Raw genomic sequence first — 19,338 nt, 5'->3', positions numbered from 1 at the left:
CCTGCCCTCCGCCGAAGCCAGGGACGAGCTCGGGCGACGAGGCGGAGGAGGCTCAGGAGAGAGCGCGCGAAAGCGCCGCTCAGGCAGGGCGCGACGACCCCGGACAGAAACTGCTTTCTTCGCTTGACAGCCGCGCCCAGGCGGGTAGAGTCCGCGCTCTCGAAAGCGAGGGCCTGTAGCTCAGTTGGGAGAGCGCTAGAATCGCACTCTAGAGGTCGCAGGTTCGATCCCTGTCAGGTCCACCCTCGAAGTCGTTCAATTCTCTTTCTTAGCAGTTCTTCTTTCCACCTCCGGTATCGCCGCCAGCGGGCGCGCACCGAGCGTGGGCCGCGGTTGGCTCCACTGCACCGCGATGCGTCGTCACGCACGGCACCGTGTCTCTCGGCCGCCGCAGGACGCTTCTCGTTCGCCGCGGTGTACTTCGGTCACCGTAGAGCGCTTCCCGCGCCGCCTGCCGCGCTCGTCGCGCCGCGCCGAGCGCACCGCGAGAGCGCTGCGGCTGGCCCCATCCGAGGCGCCGAGCTCGCCCGGCCCGAGGTCGCTCGCGCGGCGGCGCGCGAGCGGTGTCACGAAACACAGGGGCACGGCGGGCGGACCACCGATGTGCCCGCCCGCCCGCGCCTCCATGGCACCTGCCCCGCCGCGGCGCGGGGTAGCGCGCTCAGTCCTCGATCGGCTCGAAGTCCGCCTTGGTCGCGCCGCACTCCGGACAAGCCCAGCTGTCGGGCAGGTGCTCGAACAGAGTCCCCGGCGCAATGCCGCTGTCGGGGTCGCCGACCGCCGGGTCGTAGATGAAATCGCAGACCAGGCACCGATATTTCTTCATCCGTGGTTCTCCTCAGGGGCTTGGCGAGCCGCGCACGACGCTACCACAAGGGCTATCGCCCCGGAGATGAACCTGCCGCGACGCGGCCCCCCCAGCGCGGCGTGGCGCGAGGCGACGGTCGGTTCGGCGGCGCTCCGCTCCGCGTCTCCCGCGTGCGGACGCGGCCGCGACGCGCCTCAGGGCGGCGCCGGGGCCCCGCGCACGGCGAGCTGCTTTTTGCGCAGCATGCGCGCGATCGGCCGGTAGACGAGCCGGAGCAGCCAGCGGGGGCAGAGGACGCCGAGGTAGACGACGAACCACGCCACCACCCCGGGCACGACGAGCGCGCGACCCCGGTCCACCGCGCGGACGAGGGAGCGCGCGCAGCGCTCCGGAGAGATCGACAGGAGCAGAGGAGGCTCGAGGCCGGTGAAATTGCCGGCCATCTCCGCGAACTCGGTCTGCACCGGCCCGGGACAGACCTGCGTCACCCGCACGCCGGTGCCGGCCAGGTCGAGGCGGAGGCCCTCGGTGAAGCTCGTGACGAAGTGCTTCGTGCCGATGTACGCGGCCATCCCCGGCCCGAACGTGAGCCCGAAGCCGGAGCTCACGTTCGCGATCACGCCGCGCCCGCGCGACACCATCGGGCCGACGAGCCGGTGCGTGAGGTACGCGAGGCTCGTCACGTTCAGCGCGATCATCTGCTCGGTGCGCGACCACGCCGAGAGGTCGAACACGCCAAGATCGCCGAAGCCGGCGTTGTTGACGAGGACGTCGACCCCCCCGACCTCGGCCGCGACGGCGAGGAGCATCGCGTCGACCGCCGCCCGATCGGTGACGTCGCAGCCGAAGACGAGCACGGTGAGCCCCGGACGCGCCGCGGCGAGCTCGGCGCGCAGCGCCTCCAGGCGATCCCTGCGGCGCGCCACCAGCACGAGCGCCCGGGCGCGGCCGGCGACCTCGCGCGCCAGAGCGCGGCCGATGCCGGACGAGGCGCCGGTGATGAGCACGACCCCGCTGTCGATCGGCGATTGCACGGCCGCAAGGGTTGCCCACCGCGCCCGGGCCGCGCAAGAGCCCCGAGCCGAGCGCCCTCGCCGCGTCCCCCCCAATCGCCCGCCGCGGCCGCGCCCGCGGCGCCGCGCCGGCGAGCGCGCCCCGCGTCCGCCTGGAGAAATCGGATGACGCGGAAATGCGCACCTCGGGGGAGATGGACGCGAAGGCGGCACCTCAGCGCCCATTGCGCTACCCTCGAGACCAGGAGTCGCAACCTGGCGGTAACACGCACCGCGTCGCCGGGCGCCCCGCGCGACGGCGCCGCGCAGCGCGCCTTGGCCGGCGGCGGCGGCGCGGCTGAGGCGCGCGTTGACGTAGCAGGCGGCTCTATCTACCGTGGACTTCGTCCTCACGAGCCAGGAGACATCATGCGTTCGCCCTCATCTCTCGTCTGTGTGCTCCTCGTCGCCGCCGGCCTCGGCGCCTGCGAACGATCCGCGGAGTACGAGTACAAGGCCCCCCCGGCCTCGACCACGGCAAAGCCCTCGACGACGGGCGACGTGAAGCCGCTCGTCTTCAATCCGGACGACGTCAAGTCCTTCAAGGTCCTGCCCGCCAAATTCGAGTACGACAAGAACCCGATCACCGATGAGAAGGTGACCCTGGGCAGGATGCTCTGGTACGAGACGCGCCTCTCGAAGAACCACGATATCTCCTGCAACTCGTGTCATGACCTGTCCAACTACGGCGTGGACAACAAGAACTTCTCCTCCGGGCACAAGGGCCAGCTCGGCGGCCGCAACTCGCCTTCGGCCTACAACGCGGGCCACCACGTCGCCCAGTTCTGGGACGGCCGCGCGGCCACGCTCGAGGACCAGGCCAAGGGGCCTATCCTGAACCCCGTCGAGATGGCCATGCCCGACGAGAAGCGGGTCATCACGACGCTCAAGTCGATCCCCGAGTACGTGAAGCTCTTCAAGTCGGCCTTCCCCGACGACAAGGAGCCGATCACCTACGACAACATGGCCAAGGCGATCGGCGCGTTCGAGCGCGGCCTGGTCACGCCGTCGCGCTTCGACAAGTACCTCGACGGCGACGACAAGGCCCTCACCGCCGAGGAGAAGGCCGGGTTCCACAAGTTCATCTCGCTCGGCTGCCCGACCTGCCACACGGGCGTCGCCGTCGGCGGCTCGACGTTCCAGAAGCTCGGCCTCGTGAAGGAGTACGCCGGCCTCAAGGACAACGGGCGCTTCGACGCCACGAAGGACGAGAAGGACAAGTTCTTCTTCCGCGTCCCGAGCCTCAGGAACATCGAGAAGACCTTCCCCTACTTCCACGACGGCTCGATCGCGACGCTCGACGAGACCGTGACCAAGATGGCGTGGCACCAGCTCGGCGTGGAGGCCAAGCCCGAGGAGGTGAAGGCGATCGTCTCCTTCCTCAAGGCGCTCACCGGCGAGCTCCCGACCGAGTACATCAAGAAGCCCGAGCTGCCCCCGAGCACGCCCGCGACGCCCAAGGCCGACCCGTCGTGAGCGGCGCGCCGATCCGATTGCGCCGACCGGGCCGATCGGGTCTGCTCCGCCCCCTCGGATGAGCGCGAGCGCCGGCGACGAGGGGCGATCCGCGCCCGCTCCCGAGGACGGAGCGGGCGCCTCCGCGGACGGCGCTCCCGAGGCGCGCGAGGGGCGCACCGCGCGGGCGCTCGTCTTCGTGCGCGAGCGCTTCGACGGCGCGTGCGTCGCCTTCCCCGTCGCGGCGCCCGACGCCGCGAGCTTCGGCCGCGACGAGGACGTCCTCGTCGAGCAGCAGCTCTTCTTGCGCGAGCACGCGGCGCGCGCCCAGCCCGAGGCGATCTCCCGGCTCTCGTTCCCGGAGGGGACCGAGCTCCTCTCCGTGGACGTCCCCGTCCCGCGCGACGATCTGCCGCGCAAGCTGCGGCGCGAGACGCCGGTGAGCTTCCCGTGCGTCGTGGTGCCCGCCGGCGAGCGGGCGGCGCGCGGCGGGCCCCAGAGCGCGTCGCCGGCGCGTGGCGCGCGCGACGCGCGCGACGCGTGGGTGCTCGTGCCGAGCCTCGGCCACGCGTTCTACGTCGAGGCCGGCGAGCCGATCGCGCCGGCGATCCGGCACGAGGTGCGCCGGCTGCTCGCCTCGCAGGCGCTGTCGACGTGGGAGCACCTGGGGCTCCTGCCCGGGAGCGCGCACCGCCTGGAGGTGCTCCACGCCCCGCTGCCGGAGCCCGAGCCCGCGGGCGGGCGCGGGCAGGGCGGCGCCTCGGTCGCCGAGCGCGCGCGGCGGAAGAAGGCGGTGGACGCGCTCGTCTCGGTCGCGACGCCGCTCCACGTGGCCGCGCAGCGGAGCCCGGCGCCGCCGCCGCTCGCCTGCCGCGACGCGGAGCTCGCGCGCCTCGCCGCGCTGCTCGACGGCGACGAGCGCCTCGGCGTCCTGCTCGTCGGCCCGGAGCACGCCGGGAAGACGGCGCTCCTGCAGGCCTACGTCGCGCGCCAGACGCGGCTCGTCTACGCGACGTCGGGCGCGCAGCTCGTCGCGGGCATGAGCGGGCTCGGGCAGTGGCAGGAGCGCATCCACGGCGTGATGGAGGCCGCCGCGGCGCTCGACGCGGTGCTGTACTTCGAGAACCTCGACGACCTCCTCGCCGAGCGCGCCGAGGGGGGGCACGTGGACCTCGCCGGCGCGATGCGGCCCTACCTCGACGAGGGGCGGGTGCGCGTCGTGTGCGAGCTGCGGGACGACCGGCTCGACGCGCTCGAGGGGCGGCACTGGGCCTTCTTCGCCGGCCTGAGCCGCATCCGGGTCGAGCCGCTCTCGGCGGAGGCCACCCGCAGGGCGCTCGCCGAGCGCGCCGAGCGCGACCGCCGCGTCGAGCCGCACCGCCCCGCGGTCGCGGGCGACGCGCTGACGGCGCTCGTCGATCTCGCCGAGCGCTACCTCCCCTACAGCGCCTTCCCGGGCAAGGCGGTCCGCCTCTACGACGACCTGCGCACCGTGCACGAGCGGGAGCGGACCGCGCAGGGGGAGCCGGTCACGCTCGGGCGGAGCGACCTCTACGAGCTGTTCTCGATGCGCACCGGGATGCCGGCGTTCCTGCTGCGCGACGATCTGCCGCTCCGGGTCGATCGCGTGGCGCGCGACCTCGGGGCGAGCGTCGTCGGGCAGGAGCGCGCGGTGCGCGCGCTCGCCGAGACGATCGCGGTGGTGAAGGCGGGGCTCGCGCCGCCGGACAAGCCGCTCGCGACGTTCCTCTTCGTCGGGCCGACCGGCGTCGGCAAGACCGAGCTCGCCCGCGCGCTCGCGGGGCTGCTCTTCGGGTCGCCCGATCGGCTCTCGCGGTTCGACATGAGCGAGTTCTCGAGCGAGGGCGCGGCCGATCGCCTGATCCGCGGGACCGACGGCGCGGGCGGCCTGCTCACGCAGCGGGTGCGCGAGCAGCCGTTCTGCGTGCTCCTGCTCGACGAGATCGAGAAGGCCCACCGGGCCGTGTTCGATCTCTTGCTGCAGGTGCTCGGCGAGGGGCGCCTCTCCGACGCGCGCGGCAGGACGGCGTACTTCCACAACGCGATCGTGATCATGACCTCGAACCTCGGCGCGGCGGAGCGGCGCGCGCAGGCGGGGTTCGCGGGCGAGCGAGGCGCGGCGCCCGCGGAGGAGCAGGCCGCGCTGGACGAGGCGCATTACCAGCGCGTGGTCGCGGGCGCGTTCCGGCAGGAGCTCGTGAACCGCATCGATCGCGTGGTGCCGTTCCGATCGCTGACGCGCGCGGAGCTCTCCGAGGTCGCCCGCCTGACGGCGCAGCGCTTGAGCCGGCGTCGCGGGCTCTCCGAGGCGGGCGTCGCGCTCGAGGTCTCGCCGCGGGCGCTCGCCCGGCTCGCCGAGGACGGCCACGCGCCGGCCTACGGCGCGCGGGCGCTCCGGCGCCACGTCGAGGAGCACCTCGCGGCGCCCCTCGCGCGGCTGCTCGCGGGCCTCGGCGGCGAGGCGCGGGACCTCACCGTGGGGGTCGCCGAGGCGGGGGAGCCGGAGGCGCCGGCGGAGGGCGCCGTGGTCGGTCGCGCGGAGACACCGGCGCTCCGCCTCGTGGCGCGGCGGCGGCGCGCGGCGCGGGCGGGGCAGCAGGCGTTCGGCGTCGAGCAGGTCGGCGATCTCCGGCGCGAGGTGGACCTCTGGATGGGCCTCGGGCCGATCGAGCAGCTCCGGGAGCAGATCGACTTCCTGCTGACGCAGCTGAGCCTGTCGAGCGGGCGCTCGCGCGATCGCCGCAAGGAGATCGACGCCGCGGCGCTGCAGGCCGAGCACCACCGGCTGAGCGAGCTCTGGGGGCAGCTCGCGGCCGCGCAGGAGGAGATGCACGGCGTCGAGGAGCTCGCGCTGATGGCGCTGCTCGAGGGCGAGGAGGTGCGCGAGCTCGCGCGCGAGGCGCGCGCGGCGTGGGAGGGCGTCCGCAAGGTGCTGCCGCGCGCGCTCGTCGCGACGGAGCCGCGGCGCGACGCGATCACGCTCATCCTGGAGGAGCTCGACGAGGGGGCGTTCGATCGGTGGCTCGCGCCGCTCCTCCGGGAGCTCCCGCGGCGGGGGTGGAGCGCGACGCTGCACATCGACGGCGACCGGGCGGGGCCCGGCGACGGCGCGTGGCCCGCGAGCCGGCGGTGGGGTCCGCCGCGCTCTCCGGGCGACGTGCTCGAGGCGCTCGATCAGCCGAAGCGCGGCTTCCGGAGCGTGCTCTTCCGCTGCACCGGCGCGTACGCGGGCGCGTTCCTGTCGCTCGAGCGGGGGCACCACGAGCTCGTCACGCGCAGGCGGGACGCGGGCGCCGCGCGCGACGCGTGCGACACGCCGAGCGACGGCCGGCTGCACGTGTTCGTGCACTTCGTCGCGCACGCGGCTGGCATCGCCGAGGACCAGTGGGAGCACCGGTCGCTCGCCCCGCCGCCCGCCGGCTCGTCCGCGGCGCGGCGGCGCGGGGCGGCCGCGCGCGAGCACGACGAGGTCGAGGGCGCGGTGCTCATCGCGGGGCGCCGGGCGCGGCTCGCCATGGATCCGGCGTGGTACTGGGAGCGCCTCGACGAGGTCGCGCTGGCGCACCTGCTCCTGTTCGAGGACGAGGGGAGCGGGCTCGATCGGAGCGAGTACTTCAGCGCGGGCGGGGACGGGGCGGCGTCCGAGTAGCGCCGGTGTCCCGGTGTTCGCATGCGGCCGAGGCGAGTTGGTGACGCCGTCGGTAAAGGTGAGACCGAGATCATCCTCCGCTGATTTCGGCAGGATCGAGGGGACCACTCAACAGCAGTCCGCCGGCTGCGTCGCACCACCGACATCCACCTTTACGGGCATCACCACTCGTTCGTTCGAGAATCCGCCGCTGCCTTCACCGATTTTCTCCGACAGAAATCGCTCTCTTCCTCCACGATTTCTCGTGCAGCGCTCTGTGGACCAATGCATGAGCCGCGCTGGCCACGCGTCGCGCACACCGGTGCGCGATGGCCTGCATCGAGAGGGGATGTTGGTCCCATGCGCGAACGCTCCGACCAGTTCATCAAGAGTCTGCTGCGCGACGCGCTCCGGCGCATGGCGGAGTCGGACACCGAGGTCGAGGTCGCCGCGGCCACCCAGCGGATCGACGTCTGGTGTGTGCCCGATCCGGCGCGCGAGGCGGTGCGGCGCGAGCTTGGCGTGCTGGGCGAGCTGGCGGCCGGGCCATGTATGTTCGAGGTCTTCCGCAACACTCCGGGCCTCCGGCACATGCGCGATTGCCTGCGCAAGCAGCTCGCGTGGCATCACGAGCTGGAGCGGCGGGCGCGGACCGCGCCCGATCGGATCGAGGCCCCGCCGGCGTCTCGCAACGAGGTGCCTTTCCCGTGGCTCATCGTCGTCAGCACGGGACGGCCCGACACGGTGCTCGACGGATACGGCTGTCAGGCGCTGAGCCCGGGTGTGTACGGTCCGCCGCCGGCGCTGCACGTGCGCGTCGTGGTGCTCTCGGAGCTGCCGCGCACACGCAGCACGCTCATCCTGCGGCTGATGGGTGCACGCTGGGTGCTGCACGAGGCGCTGCAGGACTTGATGGCGCTGCCGGAGGACGCCTGGGAGCGGAGCGTCGCCCTGCCGCTTTTGGTACACTTCGGCTACGAGATCCCCGGGCAGCTCCCGGAAGACGTGGAGGATGACGTCATCATGGAGATCCAGGAGTGGTTCAAGAGCTACCAGGCGGAGCAGCGGCAGCTCGGCCTGGACGAGGGCAAGCGGCTCGGCCTGGACGAGGGCAAGCGGCTGGCGCTGGCGCGGCTCTTCGAGAAGCGGCTCGGCAGGGCGATGACGGACGACGAGCGCAGCACCCTGGTCGAGCGGTTGGTGCGCCTCGGGGAGGAGCGCCTGGACGAGGTGGTCTTGACCCTGGACGGCGAGACCCTCGCGGCGTGGCTGGCGAATCCAGAGGGGCGCTGACGCTCCGCCGCCTTCGGAAGAACGCCTCCCCGGTGGCCGGCCGCGCAGCCCCGCTACACTCGCCGCCGTGCACTTCACGATCCCGCTCTTCGAACGCCGCACCACGAACGTCGAGTGCGTGACGCTCGGCCTCGGCCCGAGCACGCGATCGCGGGCGGGGCGGCACCCGGAGCGCGTCCAGCGCCTGCTCATCGAGGACCTCAGGCCCCTCTTCGAGAAGGCGCGCGCGGCCGAGCTCGCGCGGTTCGAGATGCCGCGCGGCATCCGGCTCGAGAAGGTGCGCCTCGAGCTCGCGCTGTCCGGCGCCGGGTCCGGCGAGCGCCGCAAGGTGAGCGGGCTCTGCCCCGTCGTGCTCGAGCCGCGCTGGGCCTCGGAGCACGAGCGCCTCGTCTTCGCCTACCACCCCACCCGGCAGGGCGACGCCGCGCCCGTCCGCGACGATCTCCCGCTCGACGAGCAGCTCCGCGCGCTGTTCCAGGCCGCGTGGGCCGAGCTCGACGACGACGCGATCGCGCAGCTCTGGAGCCGTGGCAAGGAGCGCATCACGACGCTGTCGTTCTCGTGCACCCCGCGCTCGGCGCTCGCGGACCTGCCGGATCCGCCGGGCGACGACGACACCGGCGCCGACCCGGCGTTCCGCTGGAAGAAGCGCCGCGGCCTCAAGGTCCTCCCGAGCCTCGGCGTGAGCCTCACGCAGCGCGCGGCCCAGGGCAGCCTCGACGCGGGCGTGCCGCGGCCGCCGCAGCGCGAGCAGCTCGCGCTGCTGCTCGGCGCGGGCCGCGCCCAGCCGGTCATCGTCGTCGGCCCGCCGGGGTGCGGCAAGACGACGCTGATCCACCGGGCGGTGGTCGACCTCCTGGAGGCCGACGGGTACGGCGCCCACAAGAACCTCGACCGCGCGCGCGACGTCGTCGCCGTGAGCGGCCGCAGGCTCATCGCCGGCATGAGCCACCTCGGCGACTGGGAGAAGCGCGGAGTCGAGCTCGTCGAGGACGCGCGCAGCCGGGGCGCGATCCTCGTCGTCGACGACATCCACCACTTCGGCCGGACCGGGAGGTCGCGCCAGAGCGAGCGCTCGCTCGCCGACTTCTTCCGCGGCCCCCTCTCCCGCCGCGAGATCGTGATGGTCGGCGAGTGCTCCCCGGAGGCGTTCCGCCTCCTCGAGCAGGACGCCCCGTCGTTCGCGGCCCTGTTCACGCCGCTCTTCCTCCCCGAGGCGACCCCCTCCGAGACGTTCCGCCTCATGGTGCGCGAGGTCCGCGCCCTCGAGCAGCGCCACGCCGCCCGCGTGAGCCCGTACGTGCTGCGGACGATCCTCGACCTCGGCGGCTCGCTGCTGTCGGCGCAGGCGCTGCCGGGCAAGGCCATGGATCTGCTGCGCGAGGTCGTCCGCGCCCCCGCGCCCGCCGCGGAGCCGGCGCGCGGCGGCGCGGCGCGCGGGCCGCGGCCGGTCGGCTCGCAGGACGTGCTCCGGCTCCTCTCGCAGAAGACCGGCGTGCCGAGGCTCCTGCTCGGCGGCGACGAGCCGGTCGACGCCGGCGCGCTGGAGGAGGAGCTCGGCCGCCGGGTCATCGGCCAGCCGGAGGCCGTGCGCGCCGCGGCCGATCTCGTGGCGCGCATCAAGGCGGGCCTCGTGGATCCGCGGCGCCCTTACGGCGTGTACCTCTTCACCGGGCCGACGGGGACCGGCAAGACCGAGCTCGCCAAGTGCATGGCGGAGCTCATCTACGGCAGCGCGTCGCGGCTCCTCCGCTTCGACATGAGCGAGCAGAGCGGCCCCGACGCGCCGGCGCGGCTCATCGGCGATCGCTACGCGCCCGACGGGCTCCTGACGCAGCGGGTGCGGGAGCAGCCGTTCTCGCTGGTGCTGCTCGACGAGATCGAGAAGGCGCACCCGTCGGTGCACAGCCTCTTGCTCCAGCTCTTCGAGGACGGCCGGCTCACCGACGCGGCGGCGCGGCCCGCGCACTTCAACCACGCGGTGGTGGTGATGACCTCCAACCTGGGCGCGCGGGCGCGGCCGTCGCTCGGCTTCGGCGGCGCGGGCCTCCCGGAGGCGCGGGCGCTCGCGATGGCGGAGGAGGCGGCCCAGGAGGTCGCGCGGGCCGTGCGCGAGTTCTTCCCGCCCGAGCTGTTCAACCGGATCGATCGCGTCGTGCCGTTCCGGCCGCTGACCCCCGAGGTGGCGGTGCGGGTGGCCGAGAAGGAGCTCGACCGGCTGCTCTGCCGGCGCGGGCTCGCCGAGCGGAGCGTCTTCGTGCGCCGGGGCGCCGGCGTGGCCGAGCGGATCGCGCGCGAGGCGTTCGTGGCCGAGGACGGCGCCCGCTCGGTGAAGCGGTTCATCGAGGACGAGATCGGCTCGCTGCTCAGCGACGCGCTCACCCGCGGCGCGCCCGCCGCGATGCAGCTGCTCCGCATCTTCACGACCGCCGCGCCCGGCGACGGCGCCGCGCCCGGCCCGGGCCGCGACGCCGCGCCGCCCCCGTTCTCCCTGCACCGCGAGGCGCTCGTGGAGGCCGAGCCCGCGGCCGCGGCGTGGGCGCTCGCGCCGCTGATGGCCAAGCCGCTCGGCGCGCTCACGGCCGAGCTCTCGCCGCTGCTCGAGTTCGTGGGCGACCTCGAGCGGAGCGACGGCCTCGCGCGCCTGTCGGAGCGGATCCGCTACCACCTCGCGGAGCACGGCCGGACCGCCGCGGAGGGATCCGGGGCAGAGGAGCACGCGGAGGCGGTCTACAACCTCGACGCGATGCGCGGCGCGATCCGGGCGTTTCGCGAGCGCATCGAGCTCGCCCAGCGCCGGAGCGGCGACGACGAGGAGGAGCAGCAGCTCGACCTGGAGATGCGGCGGTTCGGCTACGTGACCGTGGGAGACGACGCGTCGATCCGCTCCCGGATGCGCCTCTTCCACCGGCGCCATCGGCCACGACCGCCGCGGCGGCTGGCGAAGCAGGAGGTGCTGGAGTGCATCGCCGAGGGCCACGCCCTCCGTCGCGCGCTCCGCAAGGTGGACGAGCCGGGCCAGCACGCGGTCCTGATCGAGCTGCTCCGCGCGGCGCACCTCGACGAAGCGCCGGCCGGCGGCGCGAGCGGCGCGCGCGAGGAGGGGCTCTTCGAGGCGCTCGCGCGCGCGTACGGCGAGGCGGCGGGCGAGGTCGACGGCTGGGCGAGCGCGCCCTCCGGCCGCGCGCCTGCCGGGGAGCGGCGCGGGCCCGAGATCGAGCAGGGCCGCGGGACGGCGGGGCTCGACGCGACGCTCTCGCGCGCGGCGGAGCTGCTCGTCCTGAGCGTCGTGGGCCTGTGCGTGCTCGACTTCTTCGAGCTCGAGACGGGCGCGCACGTCTGGACGTCGCTCGCGCGCGGCCCCGAGGTGGTGCGGGTGCGCGTGCTGCCGGCGCGGCCGGGCCTCTCGCCGGCGGGCGCGGTGCGGGAGCACCTCGAGCGGCAGGCGGCGTTCGACGAGGCCGCGCGGCACGGGCGCGCGCTCCCGCCGAACCCGGCGGCGCTCCTGCCCGTGGTCCGGAGGATCCGCTTCGACCCCCCGCGCCAGCCGGGCAGGGCCGCCCCGATCGAGATCGAGGACTACGCGATGGGCTTCGCCGAGGCGTCGCTCGCGCGGAGCCTGTCGCAGGCGCTCGCGCCGCTGTGGCTGCTCAGGATGAGCCGGGAAGACGTGGCGTGAGCGCGGCGTGACGCGCAGCGCCCGCGGGGCTCGCCCGCCGGCGTCCACCCGCCGGCGGCTCGCCCGCCGGCGTCTGCCGACGTGACGCGACCGCGCCCGTCGAGCCCACCGAGACTGATTCGACATTCGTCGAAACAGATTGACCAGGCGCGGGCGCTCGCTATTCTGATTCGATGACCGTCGAACCGGATCCTGCGGAGCCCACGCCGGGCGCTGCGGGCGCCCTGAGCGTCGAGGAGCGCGTCGGCGTGCTCAAGGCGCTCGCCGACGCCTCGCGGCTCCAGGTGGTGAGCGCGCTCATCGAGCGGCCTCACTGCGCCGAGGAGCTGGCCGAGCGGCTGGGGCGCGCGCCGTCCACCGTCTCGTTCCACCTGCGGAAGCTCGACGAGGCGGGCCTCGTGACGAAGCGCAAGACCCAGTATTACCTGGTCTATGCCCTGCGCGCCGATCTGCTCGATCTGCGGCTGAGGGAGCTCGCCGCGCTGCCGCGCGCCGAGGACGGCCCGGGGCAGCGCCGCGTGGAGCGATCGCGGAACAAGGTGATGCGCGCCTACTTCCGCGACGGCGCGCTGGTCCAGCTGCCGAAGCAATGGCGCAAGCGGCGCATCGTGCTCGAGCGGTTCGTCGGCAAGTTCCAGGCGGGCCGGCGCTACCGCGAGCGCGAGGTGAACGAGATCATCCAGACCCTGTATCCCGACCACTGCACCATCCGGCGCCTGCTCGTGGACGAGGGGTACATGGCGCGCGACGGCCAGCGCTACTGGCTGATCGAGCAGGAAGCGAAGGCGCCCGAGACACGCATCGAGGCCCCGGAGCCGGGGAAGGAGCCCCCCGCGACCGGCAAGCCCACCCAGGGAGCGAGCAGGATGGATACGCGCAAGGAACTGAAGCGGAAGTACCTCGAGACCCCCAAGCAGGCGGGCATCTTCCAGGTGAAGAACACGGTGAACGGCAAGGTCTTGCTCGGCAGCAGCACGAACCTCCACGGGCCGCTCAACAAGCACCGTTTCATGCTGTCGATCGGCGCTCACATGAACCAGGAGCTCCAGCGCGACTGGAAGGAGCACGGCGCCGAGGCCTTCACGTTCGACGTGCTCGAGGTCGTGCAGACCAAGGACGATCCAAGCTTCTCGTTGAACGACGAGCTCACCTTGCTCGAGCAGATCTGGATGGAGAAGCTGTCGCCGCTCCACCCGCGCGGCTACAACAGGGACACGAAGATCCGCGAGTGATGGCGGCCGCGGGCGCTTTCGGCCGCTCCCGCCGTGCTACGGTGACCGCGCCGGATTCCCCGGGCGAAAGCGAGGGTCCTCGTGCTGTACATCCAGGAGAGCATCCGTATCGAGGCGCCGATCGAGGTGGCGTGGGCGTGGATGAGCGATCTCGAGCGCCTCATGCAGGTGAACGAGTTCCACGTGGCGATGCGCTTCGAGACCGACCTGCGCCGGGGCAAGGGGACGCGCGTGCTCATCGATCACTCGTTCTTCGGCAGCGCCCCCGAGGCGCGCGGCGCGCGGGTGACCCACTGGGAAGAGGGCGCGGGGATCGGCTGGGTCGAGACGGATCTCAAGGCGCCGAAGAGCGCCTTCCCGCACTCCTCGCAGTACCGGCTGAAGCCGCTGCCCGGCGGCGCCACGCTCGTCACGGACGAGCTGCGCGGGTCGCTCAACCTCCCCTTCCTGGGGAAGCTCGCCGACCGGCTGCTGCAGGACGTGTTCGCGTCGAGGATCGTCCGGCGCGAGTGCGCCACCCTGAAGGCGCGCATCGAGGAGTTCGCGGCCGGCTGGAAGGCCGGGAGAGCGGCGGCGTAGCGCTGCGGCTCAGAACCGGAACAGCGGGCGGCCGTAGGGCAGGAACGGCCAGGGGATGGCGGCGAGCACGAGGAGCAGCGAGAAGAGGACGCCGAGCGCGATGCGCCGGTGCCGCGCCGTGGGGTCGGCGGCCCGCTTCGCCCGGGCCGAGGCGACGTGGGCGACCGCCACCGCCACGATCATGAGGAAAACATGCTCGACGGCGAAGAAGCGCAGCGCGGCGACGGGCATCGCGGCCTTCAGCGCGGCCAGCGAGGTGGGCCGCAGCGGGCTGAGCACGACGTAGAGCAGGAGGCCGAGGAGGAGCTGGGCGTCGAGCGCGCCGACGAACGCGGCGCTCGCCTTGCGATCCGCCGGGGTCCACGGCTTCCGCTGGGTCCAGCCCTGGACCGATCGCACGAGCGCGAGGAGCCCGAGCAGCAGGACGGCCCAGCGCAGCCACGAGTGCACGACGAGGACGAACGAATAGATCATGGAGCCTGCTTTCCGGCCGCGGTGCCGGCCTCGATGATGTACTGCGCCACGTCGGCGAGGTCCGACTCGCGGACCCCGCGGAAGCTGGGCATCGGCGGGACGTCGGCGCGCTTGCGGCCCGGGGTCACGGCCCAGCGGACGATGCCCGCGGGATCGGTCGCGTAGAGGGCCGCCATCTCGCTGAGCGGCGGGCCGACCAGCTTGGCCGCGGGGGCGTGGCAGGACGCGCAGAGCGTGGAGAAGAGGGCCTTGCCCTTCGCGGCCTGCGGCGAGAGCGCGACCCCCTCGTCGGGAGCCGGCCCCTTGCACGCGGCCACGAGCAGGAGCAGGGCGGCGAGGATCGGCGACCGTGTCATGCGGCGAGCGGGAACATAGCGCGCCCGCGCGCCGAAGGAACGCGACGTCGTGACGCAGGGCTCGCCGGGGCGCCGGGCGCCTGGCCAGCTCGCGGCACGGCGGCGCGGGCGACGGTCACTGCGGCTTGAACAGGTCCAGGATCCCCTGCCCGATCGCGGACGGGTCGGGCAGGGCCACCCCGGTCGGCTCGGTGCCCTCGAGGAACACCTCCTCGACGGCGCTCTCCTGGCCGGGCGTCGCGAGCGCGCCCGTCTCCGGGTCGATGGGGAGGCGCACGATCCCGAGCGGCTCCGGGAAGTCGGTCGCCGGCCGCCCCGCGTGCGCCTTGTCCATGAACGCGATGAACGCCGGCAGGGCGGCGCTGCTGCCCACCTCGCGGCCGCCGAGCGGCGTGGCGTCGTCGAAGCCGGTCCACACGGCGCACGCGATGTCGGTCGAGTAGCCGACGAACCAGGCGTCCTTCGCGTCGTTCGTCGTGCCCGTCTTGCCCGCGATCGGCCGGCGCAGCGAGAGCGCCTGCTTCGCCGTGCCGACCTCGACGACCGACGTGAGCAGGTCCGTCGTGACGTACGCCTCCGCCGGGGTCATCGCCGGCCGCGGCGGGGGGCGCGCCGGCAAGGGCAGCGCCTCGCCGCGCGGGCCCGTGATCTTCGTCACGAGGACGGGCTCCTGGAACACGCCGCCCGCCGCGAACGTCGCGTAGGCGCCCGCCATCTCGCGCGGCGTTACCTCGTAGGCGCCGAGCGCGAGCGACAGGTCGGCGCCGAGCTTCGACGCGATCCCGAGCTCGCGCGCCCACGCGACCACGGCCTCGGGGCCCACGTCCCGGAGCGCCGCCACCGCGGCGACGTTCACGCTGTGGGCGAGCGCCTCGCGCAGGCGCTTCGGGCTCTGCCCCTCGCTCTCGTCGTAGTTGCCGGGCCTGTAGCCCTCGAGCGCCGCCGGGTTCGTCTCGAGCATCGACGCGGCCGTGAGCTTCCGCGCGTGGATGCCGTAGCCGTAGACGATGGCCTTGAACGTCGACCCCGGCTGCCGGTGCGCGTGGCTCGCCCGATCGAGCCCGCCGCGCGCGCCCTCGTAGCCGCCGACGAGCGCGACGATCTCGCGCGTGCGCACGTCGAGCGCGACGAGCGCGCCCTGCGGGCCGAGATGGAGGGCCCCTTCACGATGCCCGCGAGGAGCGCCGCCTCGGCGAGCGTCACCTGGCGGACGCTCTTGCCGAAGTAGAACCGCGCCGCCTCCTCGACCCCGTAGCGCCCGTGGCCGAAGTAGATGTGGTTCAGGTAGAGCTCGAGGATCTGGTCCTTCGTGAGCTCCTGCTCGATGCGGCGGGCGAGGAGGAGCTCGCGCATCTTGCGGTCCAGCGTGCGCTCGTGCGTGAGCAGCACGTTCTTCACGACCTGCTGGGTGATCGTGCTGCCGCCCTGGCGCGCCTCCGCGGAGCGCAGGTTGACGAGCAGCGCGCGGAGCATGCCGAGGTAGTTGAGCCCGTCGTGCTTGTAGAACCTGGCGTCCGCGGCGCGCTCGCGTCGCAGGTGAGGTGTTCCGACCGAGCCACGGTATCACGGGCCCGGGCGCCGCGGACGCCGACGATCACTGGATGTTCCACTTGTAGCTCGTCCGCTTGCCCTCGAGGGAAGTGCCGGCGAGCAGCGCCGTGTCGATCGCCACGAACGTGTCCGAAGGCACGGTGTTCCGCAGCCAGGGGCCGAGCCCCTCGTTCTTGATGGGGCCGCGCTGCCGGTAAACGATCGAGTACCCTTTGCGCTCGAGGATCGCCTCCACCCCACGCCCGCTGTGGTCGAACACGATGTCCGGGCGGCGGGTGCCGCAGCGCTGGTCGATCATCGCCTGCTTGTCGAAGTAGGTGCGGAAGTTGAGCACCATCCCGATGCGGCGTCGGCTGAGGATGCCGGGCGGCAGGCAGGTCAGGAAATCGCGCGTCGCGAGGGAGCACGTGTCGATGAACTCCGCTGATCCGTAATGCTCCTTGAAGACGTGGTAAGCCGTCATGCCCGCCTGCGACGACATCACCACGAAGCGGTGATCCGGCTTCTTCGCCTTGATCTCCCGCATGGCGTCCAGGACGACATCGGTGATGGTCGTGTCGCGGAGGTGCGGCTTGTTCGCGAGCTCGAACCAGGAGTAGTCGCGGTCCCCGACGCGCGCCTTGAGCGCCTCGCGCAGGCCGAAGGTCGACCAGATCGGCCGGCCGGACGATCTCGAGTCGGCGAGCGCGACCACGCCGACCAGGTTCACCGCGACGAGCGGCACGAGCGCGATGTGCACGCGGCGCGCGCTGCCCAGGGTCGCGGAGAGGCCGACCATGGAGACGACCACCAGGAGGGGGAGCGCGTGCGAGAGGAAGCGCCCGCCGGTCATCCAGTCGCCGCCCGTCAGGACGATGAACGCCACGTAGGCGACCGAGAACGCCGCCGACAGGACGGCGGCGTAACACGGCTCTTTCCGGAGCGCCGCCCGCGCGATCTGGACGATGCCCACGGCGACGCCCGCGATGAGCCAGAGCCCGGTCGGATAGAGGTTGGCCCAGAGGTAGGACAGGCCGTCGGCCACGTCGATCCCGGCGGCCTTGGAGTAGACCGGGTTCGGGAAGAAGGCGCCGAAGTAGAGCCGCCGCGCGCCGAAGAGGAGCGCGACCTCGGCGCCCGCGACCGCGGAGGCGACGAGCGCCGTCCGCGCCTCGCGCAGGCGGCCTCCGGCGGGATCGGCCCAGCGGGCCCGGAGGAGGGCGTAGGCGAGCGCGGCGGCGAGGACGCACGCGAGCACGAGGGGGCTCTCGGGGCGCGCGCACAGGAAGAGGAGCGACGCGCCGGCGAAGCGGAGCAGGGCGCGCCGGCCGGGCGCCGCGAGGTAGCCGTCGAGCTCGAGGACGAGCCACACCGCCGCGGCGGCGACGAGCGTGCTCTCGAGGCCGCCGAAGCCCCAGTAGATGAACCACGAGGCCGTCGCGACGAGCAGCTCGGCGCCGCGCGGGGCCGCCGGGACGGCCGCGCGCGCGAGCCGCGCGGTGAGCGCGATGGCGGCGGCGCCGGCCGCGATCGACGTGAGCGGGCCGAGGGTCGGCAGCGACACGCGCGTGACGACGCCGAGCAGCGCGAGCAGGAGCACGTGGGCCAGGCTGGAGCTCTGCTCCACGCGCTCGCCGTTGTAATTGAGGATCTGGCCGTGCTCCTTGAGGGTGTGCGCGGCCCAGTACGTGATGTGACTGTCGTCGTGTCCCGGCGCGGAGAAGAGCACGAATCCAAGCAGTACGAAGGCGGCGATCGCGGCGATCACCACGGCGGAACCGCGCGGCAGGCGTCTCATGCGGCGGCGAGTGTAGTTCAGCGCGTCAGAAATCCCGCCAGGGATCGCTGACGTACTGAGCTCGCTGAACCAGCGCGGCGCGCCGCCGGAGATCCTGCCCGATGTGTGCGCCGGCACGGCGGGGCCTCGCCGGCGCCCTCGCGGCGGGGCGATGTCCCGCTGCGGCGGGGCGTGTGGTAGCGTCCGCGGCGCCTGCCATGACCGATCAGGAAATCGACGCCCTCATCGCCGAGAACCAGTTCCATCCGAACGTCGTCTGGCGCCGCATCCCCGGCAAGGGCCGTGGGGTCTTCGCTCGCCGGTTCTTGCCGAAGGGCACCGTCGTCGAGTGGGCCGCCGTCAGCTGCTTCCCGGCGTCGGATCTGAAGACCGAGGAGCACCGCGACTGTCAGGCGCTCCATCACGTGTTCACGTGGGGACAGGAGCCCGGGCGGGAGAAGGCGTATGCGTGGGGGCTGCTCGCGCTGTACAACCACTCGTCGACGCCCAACATCGAGATGAACGACGGTCCGGTGCCGGACTCGATGGCTGCCATAGCGCTCCGCGACATCCACGAGGGCGAGGAGCTCTGCTTCGATTACGGGTACACCTGGTTCGAGCCTCGCTGATCCGAGAGCATGAGCACCATGGTGAGCGACGCGCCGTTCCGGCCCACCTCGACGAAGCCCAGGCGCCGGTACAGCCGCAGCGCGGGGTTGTCGGGTGAGACGCTGAGCGAGATGGCCGGGTAGCGGTTCCGGGCCTCCTCCAGCAGGGAGGTCAGCAGCCGGGTGCCCAGCCCTCGCCCCCGGTGCTGGGGCAGGAGCGCGATGGAGAGCTCCGGGGTCTCGTCGTCGACGTGGCCGTACCCTCGCAGCGCGCCGGTGAGCCGACGGAGCCAGGCGGCGCCAGCGACCTCGCCTTCCTGGAGCGCCACGACGCCCAGATCGTCCCGCTGTCCCCAGCCTTGCACGTACCTGGAGAGCTCGGGCCGGTGCACGATGTCCCGCGGGGGCGGCGGGCTGCCTTCCGGGACGTGGATGGCCTGGTAGAGCATCTCCCAGAGCAAGGGCTCGTCGGCCGGGGTCAGGAGACGGATCATGAGCCTTCCGAGGATACCGGCGCTCGCGCTCCAGCCTGGCCCATCGCTCTGCCCTCAGGCCGTTTCAGCGCTCAGACCGGGCTTTCGTCGTTGCGGAGGTGAGGACGGGATTCGAACCCGCGTATAACGGTTTTGCAAACCGTTGCCTAACCACTTGGCTACCTCACCGACTGTTCGAAGCGGCGGGAGGTCATGCCTCACTTCTGCCCAGCTGTCAACGCCTTTACCGCGTCCCGCCAGCATTTACGGTTGCGTCCGAGCCGCCTCGACGGGAGCCCGGCCGTGGCGCGCCTTCCGCGGCCTCCGCGATCGTCCAAGGGCTTCCGCGACCTCGAGCCGGCGGAGGGGGACG

Annotated in this window: 14 protein-coding genes, 2 tRNA genes and 1 pseudogene; 8 read left to right on the top strand and 9 right to left on the bottom strand. The window is 73.1% G+C overall.

Translation table 11 applies throughout. From position 1 onward, the window contains the following. The first annotated feature begins 169 nt into the window (after positions 1-169). Positions 170-242: transfer RNA gene (locus WME83_RS02980), tRNA-Ala, on the top strand. 419 nt (positions 243-661) lie between these two features. On the opposite strand, the gene rd is transcribed toward WME83_RS02980, so the two are convergent. Both rd and WME83_RS02970 read right to left on the bottom strand, forming a co-directional pair. Beyond that, positions 662-826 carry a rubredoxin gene (rd, locus tag WME83_RS02975; protein WP_020732538.1) on the bottom strand — a complete coding sequence of 55 codons (165 nt, stop codon included), beginning with the start codon at positions 824-826 and terminating at the stop codon, positions 662-664. A 176-nt stretch (positions 827-1,002) separates the two neighbouring features. After that, on the bottom strand, positions 1,003-1,842 hold the full coding sequence (locus WME83_RS02970) for an SDR family NAD(P)-dependent oxidoreductase (protein ID WP_437317749.1): 840 nt from the start codon (positions 1,840-1,842) through the stop codon (positions 1,003-1,005). 387 nt (positions 1,843-2,229) lie between these two features. On the opposite strand from WME83_RS02970, the gene WME83_RS02965 reads away from it, so the two are divergent. From WME83_RS02965 to WME83_RS02940, 6 genes are all read left to right on the top strand, one after another. After that, the gene (locus tag WME83_RS02965) at positions 2,230-3,336 is read left to right on the top strand and encodes a cytochrome-c peroxidase (protein ID WP_437317748.1); all 1,107 of its coding nucleotides are present in this window, start codon (positions 2,230-2,232) and stop codon (positions 3,334-3,336) included. 58 nt (positions 3,337-3,394) lie between these two features. Beyond that, positions 3,395-6,985 (top strand): AAA family ATPase, encoded by a 3,591-nt coding sequence (locus WME83_RS02960; protein ID WP_437317747.1) that lies wholly within the window; start codon positions 3,395-3,397, stop codon positions 6,983-6,985. 339 nt (positions 6,986-7,324) lie between these two features. Beyond that, positions 7,325-8,257 carry a hypothetical protein gene (locus WME83_RS02955; protein ID WP_437317746.1) on the top strand — a complete coding sequence of 311 codons (933 nt, stop codon included), beginning with the start codon at positions 7,325-7,327 and terminating at the stop codon, positions 8,255-8,257. 67 nt (positions 8,258-8,324) lie between these two features. Continuing rightward, positions 8,325-11,936 (top strand): AAA family ATPase, encoded by a 3,612-nt coding sequence (locus WME83_RS02950; RefSeq protein WP_437317745.1) that lies wholly within the window; start codon positions 8,325-8,327, stop codon positions 11,934-11,936. 173 nt (positions 11,937-12,109) lie between these two features. Continuing rightward, positions 12,110-13,168 carry a metalloregulator ArsR/SmtB family transcription factor gene (locus WME83_RS02945; RefSeq protein WP_437317744.1) on the top strand — a complete coding sequence of 353 codons (1,059 nt, stop codon included), beginning with the start codon at positions 12,110-12,112 and terminating at the stop codon, positions 13,166-13,168. Positions 13,169-13,249: 81 nt separating this feature from the next. Next, complete coding sequence (locus WME83_RS02940; protein ID WP_437317743.1) at positions 13,250-13,747, top strand: SRPBCC family protein; 498 nt, start codon at positions 13,250-13,252, stop codon at positions 13,745-13,747. Between the two features lie 9 nt (positions 13,748-13,756). Here WME83_RS02940 and WME83_RS02935 read toward each other — a convergent pair whose 3' ends face one another. The 5 genes and pseudogenes from WME83_RS02935 to WME83_RS02915 form a co-directional block, all read right to left on the bottom strand. Beyond that, positions 13,757-14,221 (bottom strand): hypothetical protein, encoded by a 465-nt coding sequence (locus WME83_RS02935; RefSeq protein ID WP_437317742.1) that lies wholly within the window; start codon positions 14,219-14,221, stop codon positions 13,757-13,759. After that, positions 14,218-14,577 (bottom strand): c-type cytochrome, encoded by a 360-nt coding sequence (locus tag WME83_RS02930; RefSeq protein WP_148313261.1) that lies wholly within the window; start codon positions 14,575-14,577, stop codon positions 14,218-14,220. The genes WME83_RS02935 and WME83_RS02930 overlap by 4 nt, the downstream gene beginning before the upstream one ends. A 115-nt stretch (positions 14,578-14,692) precedes the next feature. Then, entirely contained in the window at positions 14,693-15,694 is a 1,002-nt protein-coding gene (locus WME83_RS02925) for a penicillin-binding transpeptidase domain-containing protein (RefSeq protein ID WP_437317741.1), read from the bottom strand. Between the two features lie 74 nt (positions 15,695-15,768). Continuing rightward, positions 15,769-16,050 (bottom strand): annotated as a pseudogene (locus WME83_RS02920) (transglycosylase domain-containing protein); the annotation flags it as partial. A 121-nt stretch (positions 16,051-16,171) separates the two neighbouring features. Then, positions 16,172-17,905, bottom strand: coding sequence for a hypothetical protein (locus tag WME83_RS02915; protein WP_437317740.1), 1,734 nt, complete (start codon positions 17,903-17,905; stop codon positions 16,172-16,174). A gap of 197 nt (positions 17,906-18,102) precedes the next feature. On the opposite strand from WME83_RS02915, the gene WME83_RS02910 reads away from it, so the two are divergent. After that, a complete protein-coding gene (locus WME83_RS02910) occupies positions 18,103-18,513 on the top strand; it encodes an SET domain-containing protein (RefSeq protein ID WP_437317739.1) in 411 nt (136 codons plus the stop codon). Here the strand turns inward: WME83_RS02910 and WME83_RS02905 are convergent. Continuing rightward, positions 18,483-18,986 (bottom strand): N-acetyltransferase family protein, encoded by a 504-nt coding sequence (locus tag WME83_RS02905; RefSeq protein ID WP_437317738.1) that lies wholly within the window; start codon positions 18,984-18,986, stop codon positions 18,483-18,485. The genes WME83_RS02910 and WME83_RS02905 overlap by 31 nt on opposite strands. A gap of 96 nt (positions 18,987-19,082) precedes the next feature. After that, positions 19,083-19,154, bottom strand: a tRNA-Cys gene (locus tag WME83_RS02900). Positions 19,155-19,338: the final 184 nt, after the last annotated feature.

This window comes from Sorangium sp. So ce385 (assembly GCF_051474135.1).
Lineage (GTDB): Bacteria > Myxococcota_A > Polyangia > Polyangiales > Polyangiaceae > Sorangium > Sorangium cellulosum_D.
Note: the sequence above shows the minus strand (reverse complement) of the source record. Positions and strands in the feature narration are given on the sequence as shown.

Bases quoted from the DNA above. Each gene is read 5' to 3' on its own strand.
- rd (WP_020732538.1), bottom strand. From the start codon at position 826: ATGAAGAAATATCGGTGCCTGGTCTGCGATTTCATCTACGACCCGGCG.
- WME83_RS02965 (WP_437317748.1), top strand. From the start codon at position 2,230: ATGCGTTCGCCCTCATCTCTCGTCTGTGTGCTCCTCGTCGCCGCCGGC.
- WME83_RS02960 (WP_437317747.1), top strand. From the start codon at position 3,395: ATGAGCGCGAGCGCCGGCGACGAGGGGCGATCCGCGCCCGCTCCCGAG.
- WME83_RS02955 (WP_437317746.1), top strand. From the start codon at position 7,325: ATGCGCGAACGCTCCGACCAGTTCATCAAGAGTCTGCTGCGCGACGCG.
- WME83_RS02945 (WP_437317744.1), top strand. From the start codon at position 12,110: ATGACCGTCGAACCGGATCCTGCGGAGCCCACGCCGGGCGCTGCGGGC.
- WME83_RS02935 (WP_437317742.1), bottom strand. From the start codon at position 14,221: ATGATCTATTCGTTCGTCCTCGTCGTGCACTCGTGGCTGCGCTGGGCC.
- WME83_RS02930 (WP_148313261.1), bottom strand. From the start codon at position 14,577: ATGACACGGTCGCCGATCCTCGCCGCCCTGCTCCTGCTCGTGGCCGCG.
- WME83_RS02915 (WP_437317740.1), bottom strand. From the start codon at position 17,905: ATGAGACGCCTGCCGCGCGGTTCCGCCGTGGTGATCGCCGCGATCGCC.
- WME83_RS02910 (WP_437317739.1), top strand. From the start codon at position 18,103: ATGACCGATCAGGAAATCGACGCCCTCATCGCCGAGAACCAGTTCCAT.
- WME83_RS02905 (WP_437317738.1), bottom strand. From the start codon at position 18,986: ATGATCCGTCTCCTGACCCCGGCCGACGAGCCCTTGCTCTGGGAGATG.